Source organism: Cupriavidus alkaliphilus, assembly GCF_900094595.1.
GTDB classification, from domain to species: Bacteria; Pseudomonadota; Gammaproteobacteria; order Burkholderiales; family Burkholderiaceae; genus Cupriavidus; species Cupriavidus alkaliphilus.
In genome coordinates this window covers 135,249-151,987 of record NZ_FMAD01000010.1, presented here as the reverse complement: position 1 = coordinate 151,987, position 16,739 = coordinate 135,249, and the positions used below count along the sequence as shown (strand labels likewise).

Annotated in this window: 17 protein-coding genes; 5 read left to right on the top strand and 12 right to left on the bottom strand. The window is 66.2% G+C overall.

What is annotated here, in order from left to right; all coding sequences use genetic code 11:
• Window positions 1–4: 4 nt before the first annotated feature.
• The 7 genes from GA0116996_RS20805 to GA0116996_RS20780 form a co-directional block, all read right to left on the bottom strand.
• Window positions 5–550 (bottom strand): Sbal_3080 family lipoprotein, encoded by a 546-nt coding sequence (locus GA0116996_RS20805; RefSeq protein WP_092315390.1) that lies wholly within the window; start codon window positions 548–550, stop codon window positions 5–7.
• Window positions 551–704: 154 nt separating this feature from the next.
• A complete protein-coding gene (locus GA0116996_RS20800) occupies window positions 705–905 on the bottom strand; it encodes a hypothetical protein (protein WP_092315388.1) in 201 nt (66 codons plus the stop codon).
• A 33-nt stretch (window positions 906–938) separates the two neighbouring features.
• The gene (locus GA0116996_RS20795; RefSeq protein ID WP_092315386.1) at window positions 939–1,517 is read right to left on the bottom strand and encodes an OB-fold putative lipoprotein; all 579 of its coding nucleotides are present in this window, start codon (window positions 1,515–1,517) and stop codon (window positions 939–941) included.
• Between the two features lie 15 nt (window positions 1,518–1,532).
• A complete protein-coding gene (locus GA0116996_RS28315) occupies window positions 1,533–1,676 on the bottom strand; it encodes a hypothetical protein (RefSeq protein WP_167355531.1) in 144 nt (47 codons plus the stop codon).
• Window positions 1,677–1,701: 25 nt separating this feature from the next.
• Entirely contained in the window at window positions 1,702–2,571 is an 870-nt protein-coding gene (gene dinD, locus GA0116996_RS20790; protein WP_092315384.1) for a DNA damage-inducible protein D, read from the bottom strand.
• A gap of 151 nt (window positions 2,572–2,722) precedes the next feature.
• A complete protein-coding gene (mnmE, locus tag GA0116996_RS20785; RefSeq protein ID WP_092315382.1) occupies window positions 2,723–4,150 on the bottom strand; it encodes a tRNA uridine-5-carboxymethylaminomethyl(34) synthesis GTPase MnmE in 1,428 nt (475 codons plus the stop codon).
• 80 nt (window positions 4,151–4,230) lie between these two features.
• Window positions 4,231–5,049 (bottom strand): CHAD domain-containing protein, encoded by an 819-nt coding sequence (locus tag GA0116996_RS20780; RefSeq protein ID WP_092315560.1) that lies wholly within the window; start codon window positions 5,047–5,049, stop codon window positions 4,231–4,233.
• Between the two features lie 178 nt (window positions 5,050–5,227).
• Here GA0116996_RS20780 and GA0116996_RS20775 point away from each other — a divergent pair, with 178 nt between their 5' ends.
• Both GA0116996_RS20775 and GA0116996_RS20770 read left to right on the top strand, forming a co-directional pair.
• On the top strand, window positions 5,228–5,665 hold the full coding sequence (locus tag GA0116996_RS20775) for a PaaI family thioesterase (protein ID WP_092315380.1): 438 nt from the start codon (window positions 5,228–5,230) through the stop codon (window positions 5,663–5,665).
• Between the two features lie 38 nt (window positions 5,666–5,703).
• On the top strand, window positions 5,704–6,090 hold the full coding sequence (locus GA0116996_RS20770; protein WP_092315378.1) for a VOC family protein: 387 nt from the start codon (window positions 5,704–5,706) through the stop codon (window positions 6,088–6,090).
• A gap of 18 nt (window positions 6,091–6,108) precedes the next feature.
• Here the strand turns inward: GA0116996_RS20770 and tam are convergent, their stop codons facing one another.
• The 5 genes from tam to rpmH all read right to left on the bottom strand — a co-directional run bounded on the left by tam (window position 6,109) and on the right by rpmH (window position 9,850).
• Window positions 6,109–6,879, bottom strand: a complete 771-nt coding sequence (gene tam, locus GA0116996_RS20765) for a trans-aconitate 2-methyltransferase (RefSeq protein WP_092315376.1) — start codon at window positions 6,877–6,879, stop codon at window positions 6,109–6,111.
• 215 nt (window positions 6,880–7,094) lie between these two features.
• Window positions 7,095–8,765, bottom strand: coding sequence for a membrane protein insertase YidC (yidC, locus tag GA0116996_RS20760; RefSeq protein WP_092315374.1), 1,671 nt, complete (start codon window positions 8,763–8,765; stop codon window positions 7,095–7,097).
• A 21-nt stretch (window positions 8,766–8,786) separates the two neighbouring features.
• Window positions 8,787–9,068, bottom strand: coding sequence for a membrane protein insertion efficiency factor YidD (yidD, locus tag GA0116996_RS20755; RefSeq protein ID WP_092315372.1), 282 nt, complete (start codon window positions 9,066–9,068; stop codon window positions 8,787–8,789).
• A gap of 10 nt (window positions 9,069–9,078) precedes the next feature.
• Complete coding sequence (gene rnpA, locus GA0116996_RS20750; RefSeq protein WP_092315370.1) at window positions 9,079–9,543, bottom strand: ribonuclease P protein component; 465 nt, start codon at window positions 9,541–9,543, stop codon at window positions 9,079–9,081.
• A gap of 172 nt (window positions 9,544–9,715) precedes the next feature.
• Complete coding sequence (gene rpmH / locus GA0116996_RS20745; RefSeq protein WP_008650850.1) at window positions 9,716–9,850, bottom strand: 50S ribosomal protein L34; 135 nt, start codon at window positions 9,848–9,850, stop codon at window positions 9,716–9,718.
• An 818-nt stretch (window positions 9,851–10,668) separates the two neighbouring features.
• On the opposite strand from rpmH, the gene dnaA reads away from it, so the two are divergent.
• The 3 genes from dnaA (at window position 10,669) to gyrB (ending at window position 16,686) form a co-directional block, all read left to right on the top strand.
• A complete protein-coding gene (dnaA, locus tag GA0116996_RS20740; protein WP_092315368.1) occupies window positions 10,669–12,423 on the top strand; it encodes a chromosomal replication initiator protein DnaA in 1,755 nt (584 codons plus the stop codon).
• Between the two features lie 368 nt (window positions 12,424–12,791).
• Window positions 12,792–13,907: a DNA polymerase III subunit beta gene (gene dnaN, locus GA0116996_RS20735; RefSeq protein ID WP_092315366.1), complete on the top strand. Its 1,116-nt coding sequence runs from the start codon at window positions 12,792–12,794 to the stop codon at window positions 13,905–13,907.
• A 253-nt stretch (window positions 13,908–14,160) separates the two neighbouring features.
• Window positions 14,161–16,686 (top strand): DNA topoisomerase (ATP-hydrolyzing) subunit B, encoded by a 2,526-nt coding sequence (gene gyrB, locus GA0116996_RS20730; RefSeq protein WP_092315364.1) that lies wholly within the window; start codon window positions 14,161–14,163, stop codon window positions 16,684–16,686.
• Window positions 16,687–16,739: the final 53 nt, after the last annotated feature.

Genomic DNA, 16,739 nt, shown 5'->3' with positions numbered 1-16,739 from the left:
TCGGCTACGCGGCCGGCGCGGCCCCCGTGCCCGCCGTCGGCGGAGGCGGCGGCAGCATGCCGGGGAACAGCTGCTCGACCAGTTCATCGAGCTTGGCCGACGGCTGCACGAAGTTGCTCAGGTTCAGCCCGCCGGCGCTGCGGTTGGCGTTGTAGATCGCCTTGCCGACCCGGTCGCCATTGCGGAACACGGTGATGTCGGCGTTGTTCAGGTAGGCGTTCCAGTACCAGGCGCCGCGCGCCGTATACAGCGCCACCATCGGGCATGCCGCGATCGAGGTCTGCGCCTGCAGCACCTTTACCTCGAAATTGCGCCGCCGTAGCGACGACAGGAAATCCTCGACAAAGTCATTGCCGCTGACCGGATTCACCACTACGCACAGCAGCGTGCCGTGGGCGCCGTAGTTGCCCAGCGGGCCGCCGCCGGCCGGCAGCTGGAACGCGACCACGGGATCGGTGGGGTCAAGGCGGTCGACCGGCGTCACGGCCTGGTAGGTCGAGCAGCCGGTGAGCAGCAGGCCCGCGCAGGCCGCCAGCAGTGCAAGCTTCATGGAATGTCCTGGATGGCTGGGCGGCGCGCCACCACAAGGCGCAATGGCCACCGCATACCTTCACACTGTAGGCGCCGGCAGGCCGATCCAATCGGGCAAACAGAAGCGCAAAACGGTCGCTTCTGGCGTTGCGGACGTCGCTGCGGATGACGCCTCAGCCGCCCGCGCCGCCCTGGGCCAGCCGGCCCACCAGCACCAGGCAGAGCGCGGCCAGGCAGACCCCGACCACCGCCACCTGCACGCGCGTCACGGGTTTGCCGCCGAACAGCGTCTGGCTAAGCCATGCGGGCGAGATCACGCCGACGAGGGTCGCCACCATGATCAGGAGGGCAAGGACGGACAGTACGGATTGCATGGCTGGGTAACTCCGGAATCGTCGCGAGCGCGCTCAGTTGGCGCCGCCGCGCAGCAGGCAGTCGCGCAGCAGCGGCATGCCGTCGGCCAGGCCGGCGCCGTTGCACTCCACCGCCACCTTCTGGCCGCGCCGCACCATGGTGGCGCGGGCTTCCACTTCACACTCGCGCCCGGCCGGGCCGCAGATCTGGCGCGGCAGCAGCAGCGCGCGCACATTGGCGCCGGGGTCGTTGGTGCGGATATCGACAAAGACCTGCTCGCCGTCGCGGCGGATGCCGCTGGCAACGCCTTCGACGATCAGATACTGGTTCAGGTAGCTGCGGTCGGCTTGCGCGGGATTGTCGCGGTACGCATTCAGCAGCGCGTCGGCCTGCAGTTGCGGCAGGCGGTCGGCGGGGCGTTGCGGGTCGATGCTGACCGGATCCAGCGTGCCGTTGCGCGGCACGCCGCGCACCTCGCTGGCCGCGGCCTGGACGTCGGACTGCGCGCCCGCCTGCGCCTCGGGCGCCGCGCCGCCAACATCGTCGCGGCGGTCATTGCCGGCAAACCACAACATGCCAAGGACAGCCACGGCAACGATGGCAATGAGGATTTGCTGGGTGCGGTTCAACATCGGGAAGGTCCTGCGTCAGTGAAAGCGGAAGGCGAAAGGCGGATTATGCGCCCTGCCTGCCGCAAAAGCGCCCGATCGCCGCGACGGCATGGTCGACGCCGCGCTTGGCTGCTCGGTGAAGGCGATCATCGCTGCCAGCCGCGGCGCTTCGATCTTCACGGCGAGAGCAACGGCATCGGTCGAATCAAGAATTTTCCGGTGCGGACTTGTCTGAGTTGCTTTGCAACTGGCGCTGTTCACGCTCAATCTGCTTGATGCTTTTCTCTGGCGTGGGAAGCTGTTCTGGCATGGTGCCGCCAAGGTCGGCGATGGTTTGGCGCACCTTCGCTCCTACCGCAAAGTGAGTCTGGTTTGCTTGCTTCTTACCCTGGACGCTTTCACGTCGCAGCTTCTCTTCCGTCTGCGTTGCGCGGAACAAGTTTGCGGCCAGTTCGGTGCTGCCCATATGGTCAAGGATCTTCTGACTCCTTTTCAGCCCCTTGCTGATGTGGATGTCTTTCGCTCCCAAGCCGCCGTAGAGTCCCTTGTAGCCGTGGTCCTGGAAGACCGCGTAGTCCAACGCGCTCGCGACGCCGGCATGCTTCGCCGCTGCCGTCAGGGCCTTATTGTGTTCAGCCATTTCCCCTCGAAGCATCAGGCGACGCTCGTCCTCGGAGAGAACTCTGAAGCGGGCTTCATCGGCCAACTCCTGCCGTCTTGTCTGAAGCGCGAAGTATGTTTGACCATTGGCGATCACCGGTTTGGACGGGTCGCCATTCTGCACGATCAGGTAACAGGCGTAGCGAGAGAGGCGGCAATCCTCGATCTTCCGGTGCGCACCGGAACCGATCTCGACCATTGTGAGGACGTCCTCAAAATGGTCGTCTGGCGGCTGGTCACTGTTGCGGCAGGCTTCCCTTGCCCGGTCTATGACGGGAACAAAGTGGCGATACTGCGAGTACTCAAGCACGCCGGCCAACTGTCTTGCCAGCCAGAATTCGTAGCCGTGCTCGTCCTCGTGCCGGATGCTCTCGAAGGTCTGGTGGTGTTGTGCAGCCACGCGTTCATCAGCCATGTGATCGCCTCCTGATACGTTGGTCGTTCCTCAGCGTGCCGGAGGCATTCTACTGTATGAATATACAGTGGCATAGGCGGGTCGCCCTCTGAGGCGCCATGCACGCGTTCACCCAGAGGCGCTACGGGAAGGCAAGCAGGCCCGGATTACGCTACTTCCCAATACAAAACCGCGTAAAAATCGTCCCCAGCAGATCGTCGCTGGTGAACTCGCCGGTAATGCTGTTCAGGTGCTCCTGCGCCAGCCGCAGTTCTTCCGCAAACAGGTCCAGCGCCTGCGCCTGGCGCTCGCTCTGGTCGGCGGCGACGTCGAGGTGCGATTGCGCCTGCCGCAGCGCGGTCAGGTGCCGCTCGCGCGCGAGGAAAGTGCCTTCGTTGCCGGACTGCCAGCCGATCAGCCGCAGCAGTTCGCGGCGCAGCAGTTCGATGCCGGCGCCGGTGCGGGCCGAGATCCAGATCTCGGTCGGGTTGGGGCCGTTGGCGGCGACCACGTGCGGGCGGTTGCCGCCGAACATGACCTCGCCCACCGCGGGGGCCTTGTCGATCTTGTTGACGACGCGCACGATCGGCGCGCCCGGCGGCAGCTGGCCGCTGAGCTTGTCGTCGATGGCATCGTCGATCTCGGACAGGCCATGGCGCAGGTAATCCGTGGCGTCGACCAGGTGCAGCACGATGTCGGCGCGGCGGATGGCGTCCCAGGTGCGCTCGATGCCGATGCGCTCGACCTCGTCGGCGGCTTCGTCGCGCAGGCCGGCGGTGTCGATGATATGCAGCGGGATGCCGTCGATCTGGATGGTCTCGCGCACGCGGTCGCGCGTGGTGCCGGCGATCGGCGTGACGATGGCCAGCTCGGCGCCGGCCAGCGCGTTCAGCAGCGACGACTTGCCCACGTTGGGCTGGCCCGCCAGCACCACCGACAGCCCTTCGCGCAGCAGCGCGCCCTGGCGCGCCTGCGCCAGCACCGCGCCCAGTTCATTGCGGATGGCGGCAAGCTGGCCGCGCGCGTCGGACTGCTCCAGGAAATCGATCTCTTCTTCGGGGAAGTCCAGCGTGGCCTCGACCAGCATGCGCAGGTGGATGACCTTGTCCACCAGCTGGCGGATGGCGTTGGAAAATTCGCCCTCCATCGAGCGCGCGGCGGAGCGCGCCGCGGCCTCGGTGCTGGCCTCGATCAGGTCCGCCACGGCCTCGGCCTGGGCCAGGTCGAGCTTGTCGTTGAGGAAGGCGCGGCGCGTGAACTCGCCCGGCTCGGCCAGGCGCAGGCCGATGCCGTCGCCGGCCTGCAGGCAGCGCGTCAGCAGCATCTGCATCACCACCGGGCCGCCGTGGCCCTGCAGCTCCAGCACTTCCTCGCCGGTATAGGAGTTGGGCGCCGGGAAATACAGCGCCAGGCCGTGGTCGATGACCTTGCCGTTGCCGTCGAGAAACGGCAGGTAGGTGGCGTGGCGCGGCTTCAGTGCCTGGCCGCAGACGGCGCGCATCACGGGGCCGACATCGGGGCCCGACACGCGCACCACGCCGATGCCGCCGCGGCCGGGCGCGGTGGCGATGGCGGCAATGGGAAGCTGGGGAGCAGTCATGGCGGTATTGTCGCAGATCGGGTGCGCGGGTGCGGTTCGCGTGGCACCTGGTGGGCGGGCCGCCATGGCTGGCGGAGCGGTCAGCTGGCGCCGGGCAGCGGCGGCGGCGCATCGTCCGGCATTGCCTGCACCGCCAGGCACTCGGCCATCAGGCGGCGCGCGACGATGCCGTCGACCTGCCGGCCCAGCCGGGCCTGCCGCTTGACCAGCTTGCGGTGCAGGCGCCTGGTATAGCGCGCCGGCAGCACCGGCGCCAGGGCCTCGATCACGTAGCGCAGCCGCTTGCCGGCGATGCGCTGCGCGTGCACCGCGCCGGGATCGCCCCCGCGCGCGTTCTTCGCCAGCGCCCGTAGCTGCTTACGGCCGCGGCGCACGCGCTGGCGTGCGAACGGGGCCAGGCGGGCGCTGTCGCCGCGGGCGCGCGTGGCGAGGTGCGCCAGGTGCGCCAGGTCGCGATGCAGCGCGGGCAGCGGCCAGTCGCGGTAGCTGGCCAGCGCCGCCAGCATCGCTTCGCGCGCGGTGTCGCGGCGCTGCCGGGCGGTGTCGGCGATCGCGGCCAATACGGTGTCGAGCGGCTCCCGTTCGCGCGCCGGGCCAACGGTCTCGGCCAGGAACACGTCCCAGTCGCGCACCGCGCTGGTGGCGCGCGCCAGGGTGCGCAGGTCGCGCTTCCAGCGGTCGCGCTCTTGCCGCGGCAAGGCCGGGCCCATGGCCCAGACCACCGCGCGCGCATGGCGCAGCGCGACCCGCAGCTGGTGCAGGTCTTCCGGGTCGTCGCGGCGCTGCAGCTGGTCCAGGCACGCGTCGATACGCGCCAGGCTGGCTTGCGTTAGCGCGGCAAAGGCAGCGGCGGGCCGCGTCTTGCGGCGCAGCTTGAGGGAGTTGGCGTCAGCGTTCATGGCGGACTGCATGCGGTCAGGCGCGCACGCGGGACGCAGATGCCTTCAGTGTAGGCGACAGCACGCGCTTGGGCGGCATGCGCCGCCAACGCCGCTTCGACGATTGACAGGCTTTGCCCTTCGCGCTGGAATGCGCAGATCCGCCAGGACCAGTGCCCCGACCCACGAGGAAACCGCCATGACCACCGAACAGGAACGGCTGCTGCTGCGCGACACCATCGAGGCTGGCTTCCGCCAGGCCGCCTTCGTCAACGACGTCGGCATCGCCCTGGCCGACTGCGGGCCCGGCTGGTGCGAGTCCACGCTGGCCATCACGGCGCGCCACCTGCAGCACGGCGGCATCGTCCACGCGGGCGTGCAGGCCACCATGGCCGACCACACCGCCGGCGCGGCGGCGTCGACCATCCTGGAAGCGGGCCAGCACGTGGTCACCGCGGAGTTCAAGATCAACCTGCTGCGGGCCGTGCGCAGCGAACGGCTGCGCTGCCGCGCCGACGTGCTCAAGTCCGGCCGCGCCATCATCGTGGTCGAGGCCGATGTGTTCGCCGATGTCCACGGCGAGTCCGTGCTGGTCAGCCGGCTCAACGCCACCATGAGCGTGCTGGACCTGGCCTGACCCCTTCTTTCGCTCCAACCTCGACAAGGAAGCCACCCATGATCGACCACACCGGCGTCAGCGTCAGCGATTACCAGAAAAGCCGGGCCTTCTACCAGGCGGCGCTGGGCGCCATCGGCTACGTGCTGGACAAGGAATTCCCGGCCAGCGTCACCGGCAGCACCGACGTGGCCGGTTTCGGCACGCCCGGCCATCCCGATTTCTGGATCCACCGCGGCACGCCCAACCAGCCGCCGTTGCACGTGGCGTTCCGCGTGGACAGCCGCGCGACCGTCGACGCGTTCCATCGCGCGGCACTGGCCGCGGGCGGGCGCGACAACGGTGCTCCCGGCATCCGCGCGCACTACCATCCCGACTACTACGGCGCCTTCGTGCTGGACCCCGACGGCCACAACATCGAGGCGGTGTGCCACAAGCCCGCGTAACGCGGGTTCAGCGCGTCCTCAGCGCGTCGCCACGATAAACAGGCGCGGGAACGGCAGCAGCACCGAGCCGTCCGGCAGCGCCGGGTACGCATTGGCGATCTCGGTCTGGTAGCGCGCCAGGTAGGCGGCACGCTCGGCCTCGTCCAGCGGCTGCAGGAACGGGCGCAGGCCGCTGCCCTTGAACCACTCCACCACCGCGGCCGGGCCGCCGGCGAGCGGATGGTGGTAGGTGGTCAGCCATACGTCCACGCGCTGGCACAGCGGGCGCAGCAGTTCGTAGTACCAGCGCGCCGGCGCGCGTTCGGCGCGGGCCTTGCTGGCGCCGGCCAGCTTGTCGGCCCACGGGCCTTGCGCCGCCACCCGGCGCATCAACTGGTGCGCGGGCTCTTCCAGGTTGTCCGGCATCTGTACGGCGAGCGTGCCGCCCTGGGAGAGTTTGGAGACGAGCTCGGGAAACAGGCGGCCGTGGTCGGGCAGCCATTGCAGCACCGCGTTGGCGAGGATCACGTCGTACGGGCCGGCCTCGTCCCAGGCGCCGATGTCGGCCACGCGGAACTGCACGTCGGGCAGGCGCTTGCGCGCGGCATCGATCATGTCCTGCGAGCTGTCCAGCCCGGTCACCGAAGCGCCGGCATAGCGCGCCAGCAGCACCTCGGTGGAATTGCCTGGACCGCAACCGATATCCACCGCGCTGCGCGCGATCTCGTTGGGAATGGCAGCCACCAGGTCACGGACCGGGCGGGTGCGTTCGTCTTCGAAGGCGACGTATTGGTGGGCGGACCAGCTCATGATCGATCTCCAGGCATTGAGGCGCAGGCCAGTAGCATACGCCTGCCGCGGGCAGCAGAGGCCAGCCGCAGCCATCGCCGCGGAAACGAGGCTCCCCTCTCCCGCGCGCGGGAGAGGGGAGCAAACCGCGCGACAGTTCTGCGCCATCAGCGATCAACCAAACAAAAAGCCCGGCATCTCTGCCGGGCTTTCCATCACCGCATCTTGCAACAGGCTCAGCTCTTGGCCACCACCGCGGCCTTGCCCTTGCCCAGCATCCGGTTGATCTGCCACTGCTGCGCGATCGACAGGATGTTGTTCACCACCCAGTACAGCACCAGGCCGGCCGGGAAGAAGAAGAACATCACCGAAAACACCAGCGGCATGATCGTCATGACCTTGGCCTGCACCGGATCCGGCGGGGTCGGGTTCAGCTTGGTCTGCACGAACATCGACACGGCCATCACGATCGGCAGGATGTAGAACGGATCCGGCACCGACAGGTCCTTGATCCAGCCCAGCCACGGTGCGCCGCGCATTTCCACCGACGACAGCAGTACCCAGTACAGCGCGATGAACACCGGGATCTGGATCACGATGGGCAGGCAGCCGCCGAGCGGGTTGACCTTCTCGGTGCGGTACAGCGCCATCATCTCCTGGTTCATCTTCTGCGGGTCGTTCTTGTAGCGCTCGCGGATCGACGTCATGCGCGGCTGCAGGTCCTTCATCTTGCCCATGGACTTGTAGCTTGCCGCCGACAGCGGGAAGAACACCAGCTTGATCAGCACCGTCAGCGCGATGATCGACCAGCCCCAGTTGCCCAGGAAGCCATGCAGCTTTTCCAGCAGCCAGAACAGCGGCTTGGCCAGGATGGTCAGCCAGCCGTAGTCCTTCACCAGCTCCAGGCCCGGGGCGATCTTCTCGAGCATGTGCTCTTCCTGCGGGCCGGCGAACAGGCGCGCATCGGTGCTCACGCTCGCGCCCGGTGCCAGTTCGCCCAACGGCTGCTGCACGCCCACGCGGTACAGGTGCGGATCGATCTGCTGCACGTAGAAGCTGCGCTCCTTGCCGGTCTGCGGGATCCAGGCCGAGGCAAAGTAGTGCTGCACCATCGCCACCCAGCCGTTGTTGGCGGCGGCCGGCACGGTGGCCTTGCCCTTGGCGATGTCTTCGAAGTCGATCTTGTGGTACTTGTCGGCGTCGGTGTAGACCGCCGGACCGGTGAAGGTGCTGTAGAACTGCGACTGCTCGACCTTGGTGCCGTCGCGCGCCAGTTCCAGGTACAGCGTAGGCGAGACCGGCGCGGTGCCCGCGTTGGTCACGTCGAACTTGCTGTCGACCACGTAGCTGCCCTTGCGGAAGGTGTAGGTCTTGACCAGCTTCACGCCGTTCTTCTCGGCGCTCAGCACCACCTGCAGCTGGTCCGCGCCGTCCAGCGTGCGCGGGCCCGGGGTCGCGGTGAACAGCGTGGTGTGGTTGGGCAGGTCGCCGCCGATCAGGCCCGAGCGGGCCATGTAGGTGCGCACCTTGTCGCGCTCGAACAGCACCACCGGCTTGCCGTCGTTCTCATGCTCCTTGAGCAGCTCCAGGCGCGACACGATGCCGCCGGCGGTGTCGATCTCGGCGCGCACCGTGTCGGTGGTCACCACGATCTTCTCGCCGGTGGGCTGGGCCGCGGCCTGCGGCGCGGCGCCCGCGGCCGGCGCGGCTGCGCCCGCCTGGACGTTGGCCTTGGGCACGTCGCCCTGCGCGGCCGCGCCGCTGGCGGCCGGCGCCGAAGCGGCCTGCTGCTGCGTCGTGCTCGGGAAGAACATCGACGCATGGCCGTTGGCGCGCTGCCAGTTGTCGTAGAGCAGCACGAGGGACATCGAGAAGATGACCCAGAGGATGGTGCGTTTGATATCCATGTCTGGCTGTGGTCGGAAAAATCAGGGTCTGGGCAGACGGATTGCCACGGGCGCATGGCCAGTGGCGGCATGGACTGGCGTGTCAGCTTCCGTGCCCGGCACGGGATCATACCCGCCTTGGGCGAAAGGATGGCAGCGGCACAGCCGGCAGGCGGCCATCCAGCTGCCGCGCGCGGCGCCATGATGGACGATGGCGTCGCGGGCGTAGTCGGAACAGGTCGGCAGGAAGCGGCACTGCGAGCCCAGGTAAGGGCTGAGGGCGATCTTGTAGACGCGCAGCAGGACTAGCAGGATTCGCTTCATGGCGGGGCGGTCAGGCTGGCTGGCCTGGTGGCTGGCTTTGCGAGGGGCTCGCCGCTGGCGCCGCGGTGGGCGGTGCCGGGGGCGAGGCAGGCGGCGCGGGTGGCGGCAGTGGCCTGGCCGCTACCTCGAGCAGGCTGGCGATTTCCGCCGCGCATGCCCTTCGGACCGCCGCGCGCGTCGCGAATTCCGCGCGCGGAAACTTCGCTTGCAGGCGCAGCAGCACGTCGCGGCCCGCCAGTTGTTCGCGGCGCTGGCGGAACAGCTCGCGCGCCATGCGCTTCACCAGGTTGCGCTCGGCGGCGCGCGGCGCGAACTTCTTGCCCACCACCACGCCCAGGCGGCCTTCCGGCCGGTCGTTGGGGCGTACATAGAGCACGAAGTGGGTGCTGCGCCGCCGGGGCCGCAAAGCAAAAACGGATGAAAACTCATCCGTCTTTGTAAGCCTCGCGGCTTTGGGGAAGGCATGGGCTGACACGCTGGGTGACACTGGCAAGCGCTGGCAAGTAAGACTGCTGGCGCAAAGCGGCGCCCTGCGGCAAGCTGCCGGCCGACCTGAAGCCGGGGCGGTGGGCGTTGACGGCCGCGCGGCATGGCTGCGGTACGCTGCAGCCGGCGCCGGGCGCGCCGTCAGGCCGGTCGCCCGGGCCTCAGATGGCCAGGCGCTTGCGGCCCTTGGCGCGGCGAGCGTTGATGACGGCACGGCCGCCGCGGGTCTTCATGCGCACGCGGAAACCGTGGGTACGCTTGCGGCGGGTAACGGAAGGTTGGTAGGTACGTTTCATGTTGCACTCTCTGGTTGATCTTGGCTCGCCCGACTCCGGCCGGTGCCGGGGTGCCGTGGCCGCCGCGTATGGTTCGCATGGGGCTGCCGCTTGCGAGGGAACTGCAGCGGCGTGTCCGACGATTCTGGTTCTGTCTTAGCTGCCGGCCGAAGGGCGCGCGCTGCAGGCTGGTAGCCTGTGGGCGCGGACGGCACGGACAGGCCAGACCCGGCGATGCGCATACGTGATCCCCTGCCGCATCGCAGAACCCGCCATTTAAACGATTTTCCGCGACGCTGTCAAGGCGCCCGTCTGTGTGCGACGGCACAATTGCCACACCGCCGCGCGGCGTCTGGTGCGCCATTGTCCACAACGGCCGGTGGGTAACTGAAAGTGTCCCGAGGGGCACCTCTACCGCGGTCATCCACAGGCGAAGTCCCTGTTTTGCCTGAATTTTTGCCCATTTCACCACCCCGGAAAGCCGCATCGCAGCTGGGGTTGTGCACATCAATCCACTGCATTTGCACAAGTTGTCCACAGACTTATCCTTTGTGGATAACTCAGGGGCGGGGGTACAATCCGGGTCCAAACACAACACGGGCTGCGTGGCGCAGGCGCAACCCGGGCCCCCACCGCGGCAACGCATGACTTTACGCACGCCAGTGCGGCGGACCTGAAGGTTCGCTGGCGGCTGCATGGCATGCCGCGGAGGCCTCGACCAGCAGTATTGATTCGCAATACGGTCGGGGCGGCCCGGATCGCGCGGCGCATACGCCGCCCGTGGCGTACCCGGTGCTGCTGGCAAGGCGGCGCCGGGTGCGATTACCCAACAACAAACAATGCAAGATTTCTGGCAGGCGGCAGCCGCGCAACTCGAGCGCGAGCTGACGCCGCAACAGTTCAAAACGTGGATCAAGCCGCTGGCGCCCGTTGCGTTCGATGAAGAAACGCACGCGCTGCGGATTGCTGCGCCCAACCGTTTCAAGCTCGACTGGGTCAAGAGCCAGTTTTCGGGGCGCATCACCGCACTGGCCTGCGAGTACTGGGAAGCGCAGGTCAGCGTCCAGTTCGTGCTCGATCCCGCCGCGTCGGGCCGCGCCGCTGCCTATATGCAGCCGGCCCAGCCTGGCATGGGCGCGGGCGGCATGGACCGCATGGAACATCACGCAGCACCGGGTACGGGCGTGGGCGGCTATCCCGGCGCCCAGCCCGCCCAGCCGATGGGCGGCCAGGCCCCGTTTGCCATGCCCGGCCAGCCGGCGCAGCCCGGCTATGGCGAATACCCCACCGCGGCCGCGTACGGCCTGGGCCAGCCTCCCTACGGCAACCCGGCCGGCATGCCGTCCGCCGCCCCGGTTCCGGCCGGCGCGCGTGGCCAGGGCATGGGCCAGCATCCCGGCCAGCACCATCCGCAGCACAATGCCGACCTGGGCGAGATCGACGTGGTCCAGATGGACCCCGCCGAAGCCAGCGCCCGCTCCTACCGCGCGCCGCAGCAGGGCCAGCATCCGCATGCCGCGATGGGCAACGCCGCGCCGATGCCCGGCCACCAGCCCAGCGACACGGTCCACGAGCGCTCGCGCCTGAACCCGATCCTGACGTTCGACAACTTCGTCACCGGCAAGGCCAACCAGTTGGCAAGGGCCGCCGCGATCCAGGTCGCCAACAACCCGGGCAAGTCGTACAACCCGCTGTATCTGTACGGCGGCGTCGGCCTGGGCAAGACCCACCTGATCCACTCCATCGGCAACCACATGCTGATGGAGAACCCGCGCGCGCGCATCCGCTACATCCACGCCGAGCAGTACGTGTCCGACGTGGTCAAGGCCTACCAGCGCAAGGCGTTCGACGAGTTCAAGCGCTACTACCACTCGCTGGACCTGCTGCTGATCGACGATATCCAGTTCTTCTCCGGCAAGAACCGCACGCAGGAAGAGTTCTTCTACGCCTTCGAGGCCCTGATTGCCAACCGGGCGCAGGTGATCATCACCAGCGATACCTACCCCAAGGAAATCACCGGCATCGACGACCGCCTGATCTCGCGCTTCGATTCCGGCCTGACCGTGGCGATCGAGCCGCCCGAGCTGGAAATGCGCGTGGCGATCCTGATGAAGAAGGCCGCCGCCGAGAACGTGAACGTTCCGGAAGAAGTCGCCTTCTTCGTCGCCAAGCACCTGCGCTCCAACGTGCGCGAGCTGGAAGGCGCGCTGCGCAAGATCCTGGCGTTCAGCAATTTCCACGGCAAGGACATCACCATCGAGGTGACGCGCGAAGCGCTGAAGGACCTGCTGACGGTGCAGAACCGGCAGATCTCGGTGGAGAACATCCAGAAGACCTGCGCGGATTTCTACAACATCAAGGTCGCTGACATGTATTCGAAAAAGCGGCCTGCCAATATTGCACGGCCGCGCCAGATCGCGATGTACCTGGCCAAGGAGCTGACGCAGAAGAGCCTGCCCGAGATCGGCGAGCTCTTCGGCGGACGCGACCACACCACCGTGCTGCACGCGGTGCGCAAGATCGCCGATGAACGCAGCAAGGACGCGCAGCTCAACCACGAGCTGCACGTGCTGGAGCAGACGCTCAAGGGCTGATGCGCGGCCGGTGCCCGGGCCTGGTCCGGGAAGGTGTTTTGGAAGGCCAGCTCCGCCGGGCTGGCATACTGTAGGGTGCGCGCCACGGACATCCCGTGGCGCCTGGGGAATTAACGTCAGCGACGCCGGGGCAAGTGTCCGGAAAGTGGCCACTGATAAGGCTTTGCGGTGAGTCGGGACGGGATGGCAAGTACGGTGGGCGCCAGCGTGGCTTTTTGGGCACAGCTGGCCCGCCGGCCGGTCCCGCCCCGCTTCACCGCAGCGGCTTATCCTTGGTACAATGGCACATTAACTCCTTGATTCCTAAGTGAATTTGGAGTTGTTTGCGTTCTGCGGTCGCCGATTACAAACGACGAAGGATAAATTCAATGCAATTGGTCAAAACCTCGCGAGACAACCTGCTGCGTCCGCTGCAAATCGTGAGCGGCATCGTGGAGCGCCGCCACACCCTCCCGATCCTGGCCAACCTGCTGATTCGCAAGTCCGGGTCGAACGTATCCTTCCTGTCGACCGACATCGAAATCCAGATCACCACGCATGCGGAATGCGGCGTCGGCAGCGACAGCGTCGCCACCACCGTGGCCGCGCGCAAGCTGCTGGACATTTTGCGTGCCATGCCCGACGGCGACGTGGCCCTGTCGCTCAACGACAAGCGCATGACCGTGCAATCCGGCAAGAGCCGCTTTGCCCTGCAGACGCTGGCCGCCGAAGAATTCCCGACCGTTGCCGAAGCCAGCGAATTCAACGCCAGCGTCACGCTGCCGCAGAAGACCTTCAAGCACCTGCTGGCGATGGTCCACTTCGCCATGGCGCAGCAGGACATCCGCTACTACCTGAACGGCATGCTGCTGGTGGTGGAAGGCAAGAAGGTCATGGCAGTCGCCACCGACGGCCACCGCCTGGCCTACTGCGGCGTGGAACTGGAGCAGGAAGCCAGCGGCGTGGGCTCGCGCCAGGAAGTCATCATCCCGCGCAAGACCATCCTGGAACTGCAGCGCCTGCTGGAAGACAACGACGATCCGGTGCAGGTGCAGCTGGCCGCCAACCAGGTCAAGTTCACCTTCGCCAATATCGAACTGATCTCCAAGCTGGTCGAAGGCAAGTTCCCCGACTTCCAGCGCGTGATCCCCAAGGGCTACAAGAACGCCTTCGCGATCGACCGCGTGCAGCTGCAGCAGGCGCTGCAGCGCACCGCGATCCTGACGACGGACAAATTCAAGGGCGTGCGCTGCATCCTCGACACGCACATGCTCAAGATCAGCTCCACCAACGCCGACCAGGAAGAGGCGCAGGAAGAGCTGGAACTCGATTACTCGGGCGACGCGCTCGATATCGGCTTCAACGTGACCTACCTGCTCGACGTCCTTGCCAACCTCAAGACCGAGCAAGTGCAGGTCAGCCTCGGCGACTCGAATTCGAGCGCGCTGATCACCGTGCCGGACGACGACAACTTCAAGTACGTCGTCATGCCGATGCGCATCTGATGATCCGGTGACAGGACCTGTGCCACAACCAGCGCAGACAGCAACCGGAGCAGCAAACGGCACGCTACGACACCCGGCCCCGGCCGGAACGTCCAGGGGATGACCATCCCGCCGCGGGGGCAGGATCGTTACGACGATCCGCCCCTTTTGCCGTTTTTAGTAACCCGCCATGCGGACCCATCGCGCCCCGCCGCCGGCATGCCAGCCATGCCCGCCCGGCCCCGATCCCGCATTCGCCGCAAGTAGGAAAGACATGACCGAACAGCAGAAACCGCAACAGGAAAACACCTACGGAGCCTCCTCGATCCAGATCCTGGAAGGCCTGGAGGCGGTACGCAAGCGCCCGGGCATGTATATCGGCGACACCTCCGACGGCACCGGCCTGCACCATCTCGTGTTCGAGGTGCTGGACAACTCCATCGACGAAGCGCTGGCCGGCTACTGCACCGAGATCCAGGTCACCATCCACAGCGACAACTCGATCTCCATCGTCGACAACGGCCGCGGCATCCCGCCCCTGGTCAAGTTCGACGACAAGCACGAACCCAAGCGCAGCGCGGCCGAAATCGCCATGACCGAGCTGCACGCCGGCGGCAAGTTCAACCAGAACAGCTACAAGGTCTCCGGCGGCCTGCACGGCGTGGGCGTGTCCTGCGTCAACGCGCTCTCCAAGTGGCTGCGCCTGACCGTGCGCCGCGACGGCCAGGTCCACCTGATCGAGTTCGCCAAGGGCGAAGTGCAGAACCGCATCGTCGAGACCGTGCCCGGCCCGGACGGCCAGCCCGTTGAAGTCTCCCCGATGAAGGTCATCGGCGCCACCGACAAGCGCGGCACCGAAGTCCACTTCCTGGCCGACGAAGAAATCTTCACCAACGTCGAGTTCCACTACGAGATCCTCTCCAAGCGCATCCGCGAGCTCTCGTTCCTGAACAACGGCGTGCACATCAAGCTGCTCGACCAGCGCACCGGCAAGGAAGAAGACTTTGCCTTCTCCGGTGGCGTGAAGGGTTTTGTCGAGTACATCAACCGCGCCAAGAGCGTCCTGCACCCCAACATCTTCTACGCCAACACCGAAAAAGACGGCATCGGCGTGGAAGTGGCCATGCAGTGGAACGACGGCTACAACGAGCAGGTGCTCTGCTTCACCAACAACATCCCGCAGCGGGATGGCGGCACCCACCTGACCGGCCTGCGCGCCGCGATGACCCGCGTCATCAACAAGTACATCGAAGAGAACGAAGTCGCGAAGAAAGCCAAGGTGGAAACCACCGGCGACGACATGCGCGAAGGCCTGGCCTGCGTGCTCTCCGTGAAGGTGCCCGAGCCCAAGTTCAGCTCGCAGACCAAGGACAAGCTGGTCTCGTCCGAAGTGCGCCTGCCCGTGGAAGAACTGGTCAGCAAGGCCCTGACCGACTTCCTGCTGGAAACGCCCAACGACGCCAAGACCATCTGCGGCAAGATCGTCGACGCCGCCCGCGCCCGCGAAGCCGCCCGCAAGGCCCGCGAAATGACCCGCCGCAAGGGCGTGATGGACGGCATGGGCCTGCCCGGCAAGCTCGCCGACTGCCAGGAAAAAGACCCGGCCCAGTCCGAACTCTTCCTGGTCGAGGGTGACTCCGCAGGCGGCTCCGCCAAGCAGGGCCGCGACCGTAAGTTCCAGGCCATCCTGCCGCTCAAGGGCAAGATCCTGAACGTAGAGCGCGCCCGCTTCGACAAGATGCTGTCCAGCCAGGAAGTGCTGACGCTGATCACCGCGCTGGGCACCGGCATCGGCAAGGACGACTACAACCTGGACAAGCTGCGCTACCACCGCATCATCATCATGACCGACGCGGACGTGGACGGCTCACACATCCGCACGCTGCTGCTGACGTTCTTCTATCGGCAGATGCCTGACATCATCGAGCGCGGTTATGTGTATATCGCGCAGCCGCCGCTGTACAAGATCAAGCATGGCAAGGAAGAGCGGTATATCAAGGATGATGTCGAGCTCAATGCTTACCTGTTGAAGCTGGCGATGGAGAAGGCTGTGCTGGTGCGGCCGGATGGGTCGGAGATCAGTGGGGATGCGCTGACCGAACTGGCTCGCCAGTACCAGCTGACTGAAGGCGTGATTGGCCGTCTGTCGCGTGTTGTGGATACGGACGCGCTCCGTGCTATCGCGGATGGCGTGACGCTGGATCTGGATAGTGCTGCTGCGGCGGAGGCTTCGGCGGTGGCGCTGAAGGCTAAGCTGGCGGAGATGCATGCCAAGACGTTGATTGGGGCTGCCGTCAACGACGATGGTACGGCTGATGTGTATGCGCAGTTTGATGAGAAGACTGACAAGCATCGACTGATGATTGCGCGGCGTCATCATGGCAATGTGCGGTTGTCACATCTGGATGCCGACTTTGTTCACGGGGCTGACTACGCTGCGCTGTCCAATGCTGCAAAGACTTTCCAGGGGCTGACGCCGGAAGGCACCAAGGTACAGCGTGGTGAAGGCGAGAAGCTGCGCGATCAGACGGTCAACGACTTCCACGGGGCTATGCAATGGCTGCTGGCTGAGGCTGAGCGTGGGGTTTCGCGTCAGCGCTATAAGGGTCTGGGTGAGATGAATCCTGAGCAGCTGTTTGAGACGACGCTGGATGTCACCCAACGACGGCTGCTGAAGGTGCAGATTGAGGATGCTATTGCTGCCGACCAAATCTTCACCACCCTTATGGGGGATGAGGTGGAGCCGCGGCGGAATTTTATTGAATCTAATGCGTTGGTTGCGCGGAATATTGATGTTTGATGGCGTAGCTTAAATCTATGTGCGCCGGAGGTCGCTACATCCCTGTGGCGGCC

Bases quoted from the DNA above. Each gene is read 5' to 3' on its own strand.
- GA0116996_RS20805 (WP_092315390.1), bottom strand. From the start codon at position 550: ATGAAGCTTGCACTGCTGGCGGCCTGCGCGGGCCTGCTGCTCACCGGC.
- GA0116996_RS20800 (WP_092315388.1), bottom strand. From the start codon at position 905: ATGCAATCCGTACTGTCCGTCCTTGCCCTCCTGATCATGGTGGCGACC.
- GA0116996_RS20795 (WP_092315386.1), bottom strand. From the start codon at position 1,517: ATGTTGAACCGCACCCAGCAAATCCTCATTGCCATCGTTGCCGTGGCT.
- dinD (WP_092315384.1), bottom strand. From the start codon at position 2,571: ATGGCTGATGAACGCGTGGCTGCACAACACCACCAGACCTTCGAGAGC.
- mnmE (WP_092315382.1), bottom strand. From the start codon at position 4,150: ATGACTGCTCCCCAGCTTCCCATTGCCGCCATCGCCACCGCGCCCGGC.
- GA0116996_RS20780 (WP_092315560.1), bottom strand. From the start codon at position 5,049: ATGAACGCTGACGCCAACTCCCTCAAGCTGCGCCGCAAGACGCGGCCC.
- GA0116996_RS20775 (WP_092315380.1), top strand. From the start codon at position 5,228: ATGACCACCGAACAGGAACGGCTGCTGCTGCGCGACACCATCGAGGCT.
- GA0116996_RS20770 (WP_092315378.1), top strand. From the start codon at position 5,704: ATGATCGACCACACCGGCGTCAGCGTCAGCGATTACCAGAAAAGCCGG.
- tam (WP_092315376.1), bottom strand. From the start codon at position 6,879: ATGAGCTGGTCCGCCCACCAATACGTCGCCTTCGAAGACGAACGCACC.
- yidC (WP_092315374.1), bottom strand. From the start codon at position 8,765: ATGGATATCAAACGCACCATCCTCTGGGTCATCTTCTCGATGTCCCTC.
- yidD (WP_092315372.1), bottom strand. From the start codon at position 9,068: ATGAAGCGAATCCTGCTAGTCCTGCTGCGCGTCTACAAGATCGCCCTC.
- rpmH (WP_008650850.1), bottom strand. From the start codon at position 9,850: ATGAAACGTACCTACCAACCTTCCGTTACCCGCCGCAAGCGTACCCAC.
- dnaA (WP_092315368.1), top strand. From the start codon at position 10,669: ATGCAAGATTTCTGGCAGGCGGCAGCCGCGCAACTCGAGCGCGAGCTG.
- dnaN (WP_092315366.1), top strand. From the start codon at position 12,792: ATGCAATTGGTCAAAACCTCGCGAGACAACCTGCTGCGTCCGCTGCAA.
- gyrB (WP_092315364.1), top strand. From the start codon at position 14,161: ATGACCGAACAGCAGAAACCGCAACAGGAAAACACCTACGGAGCCTCC.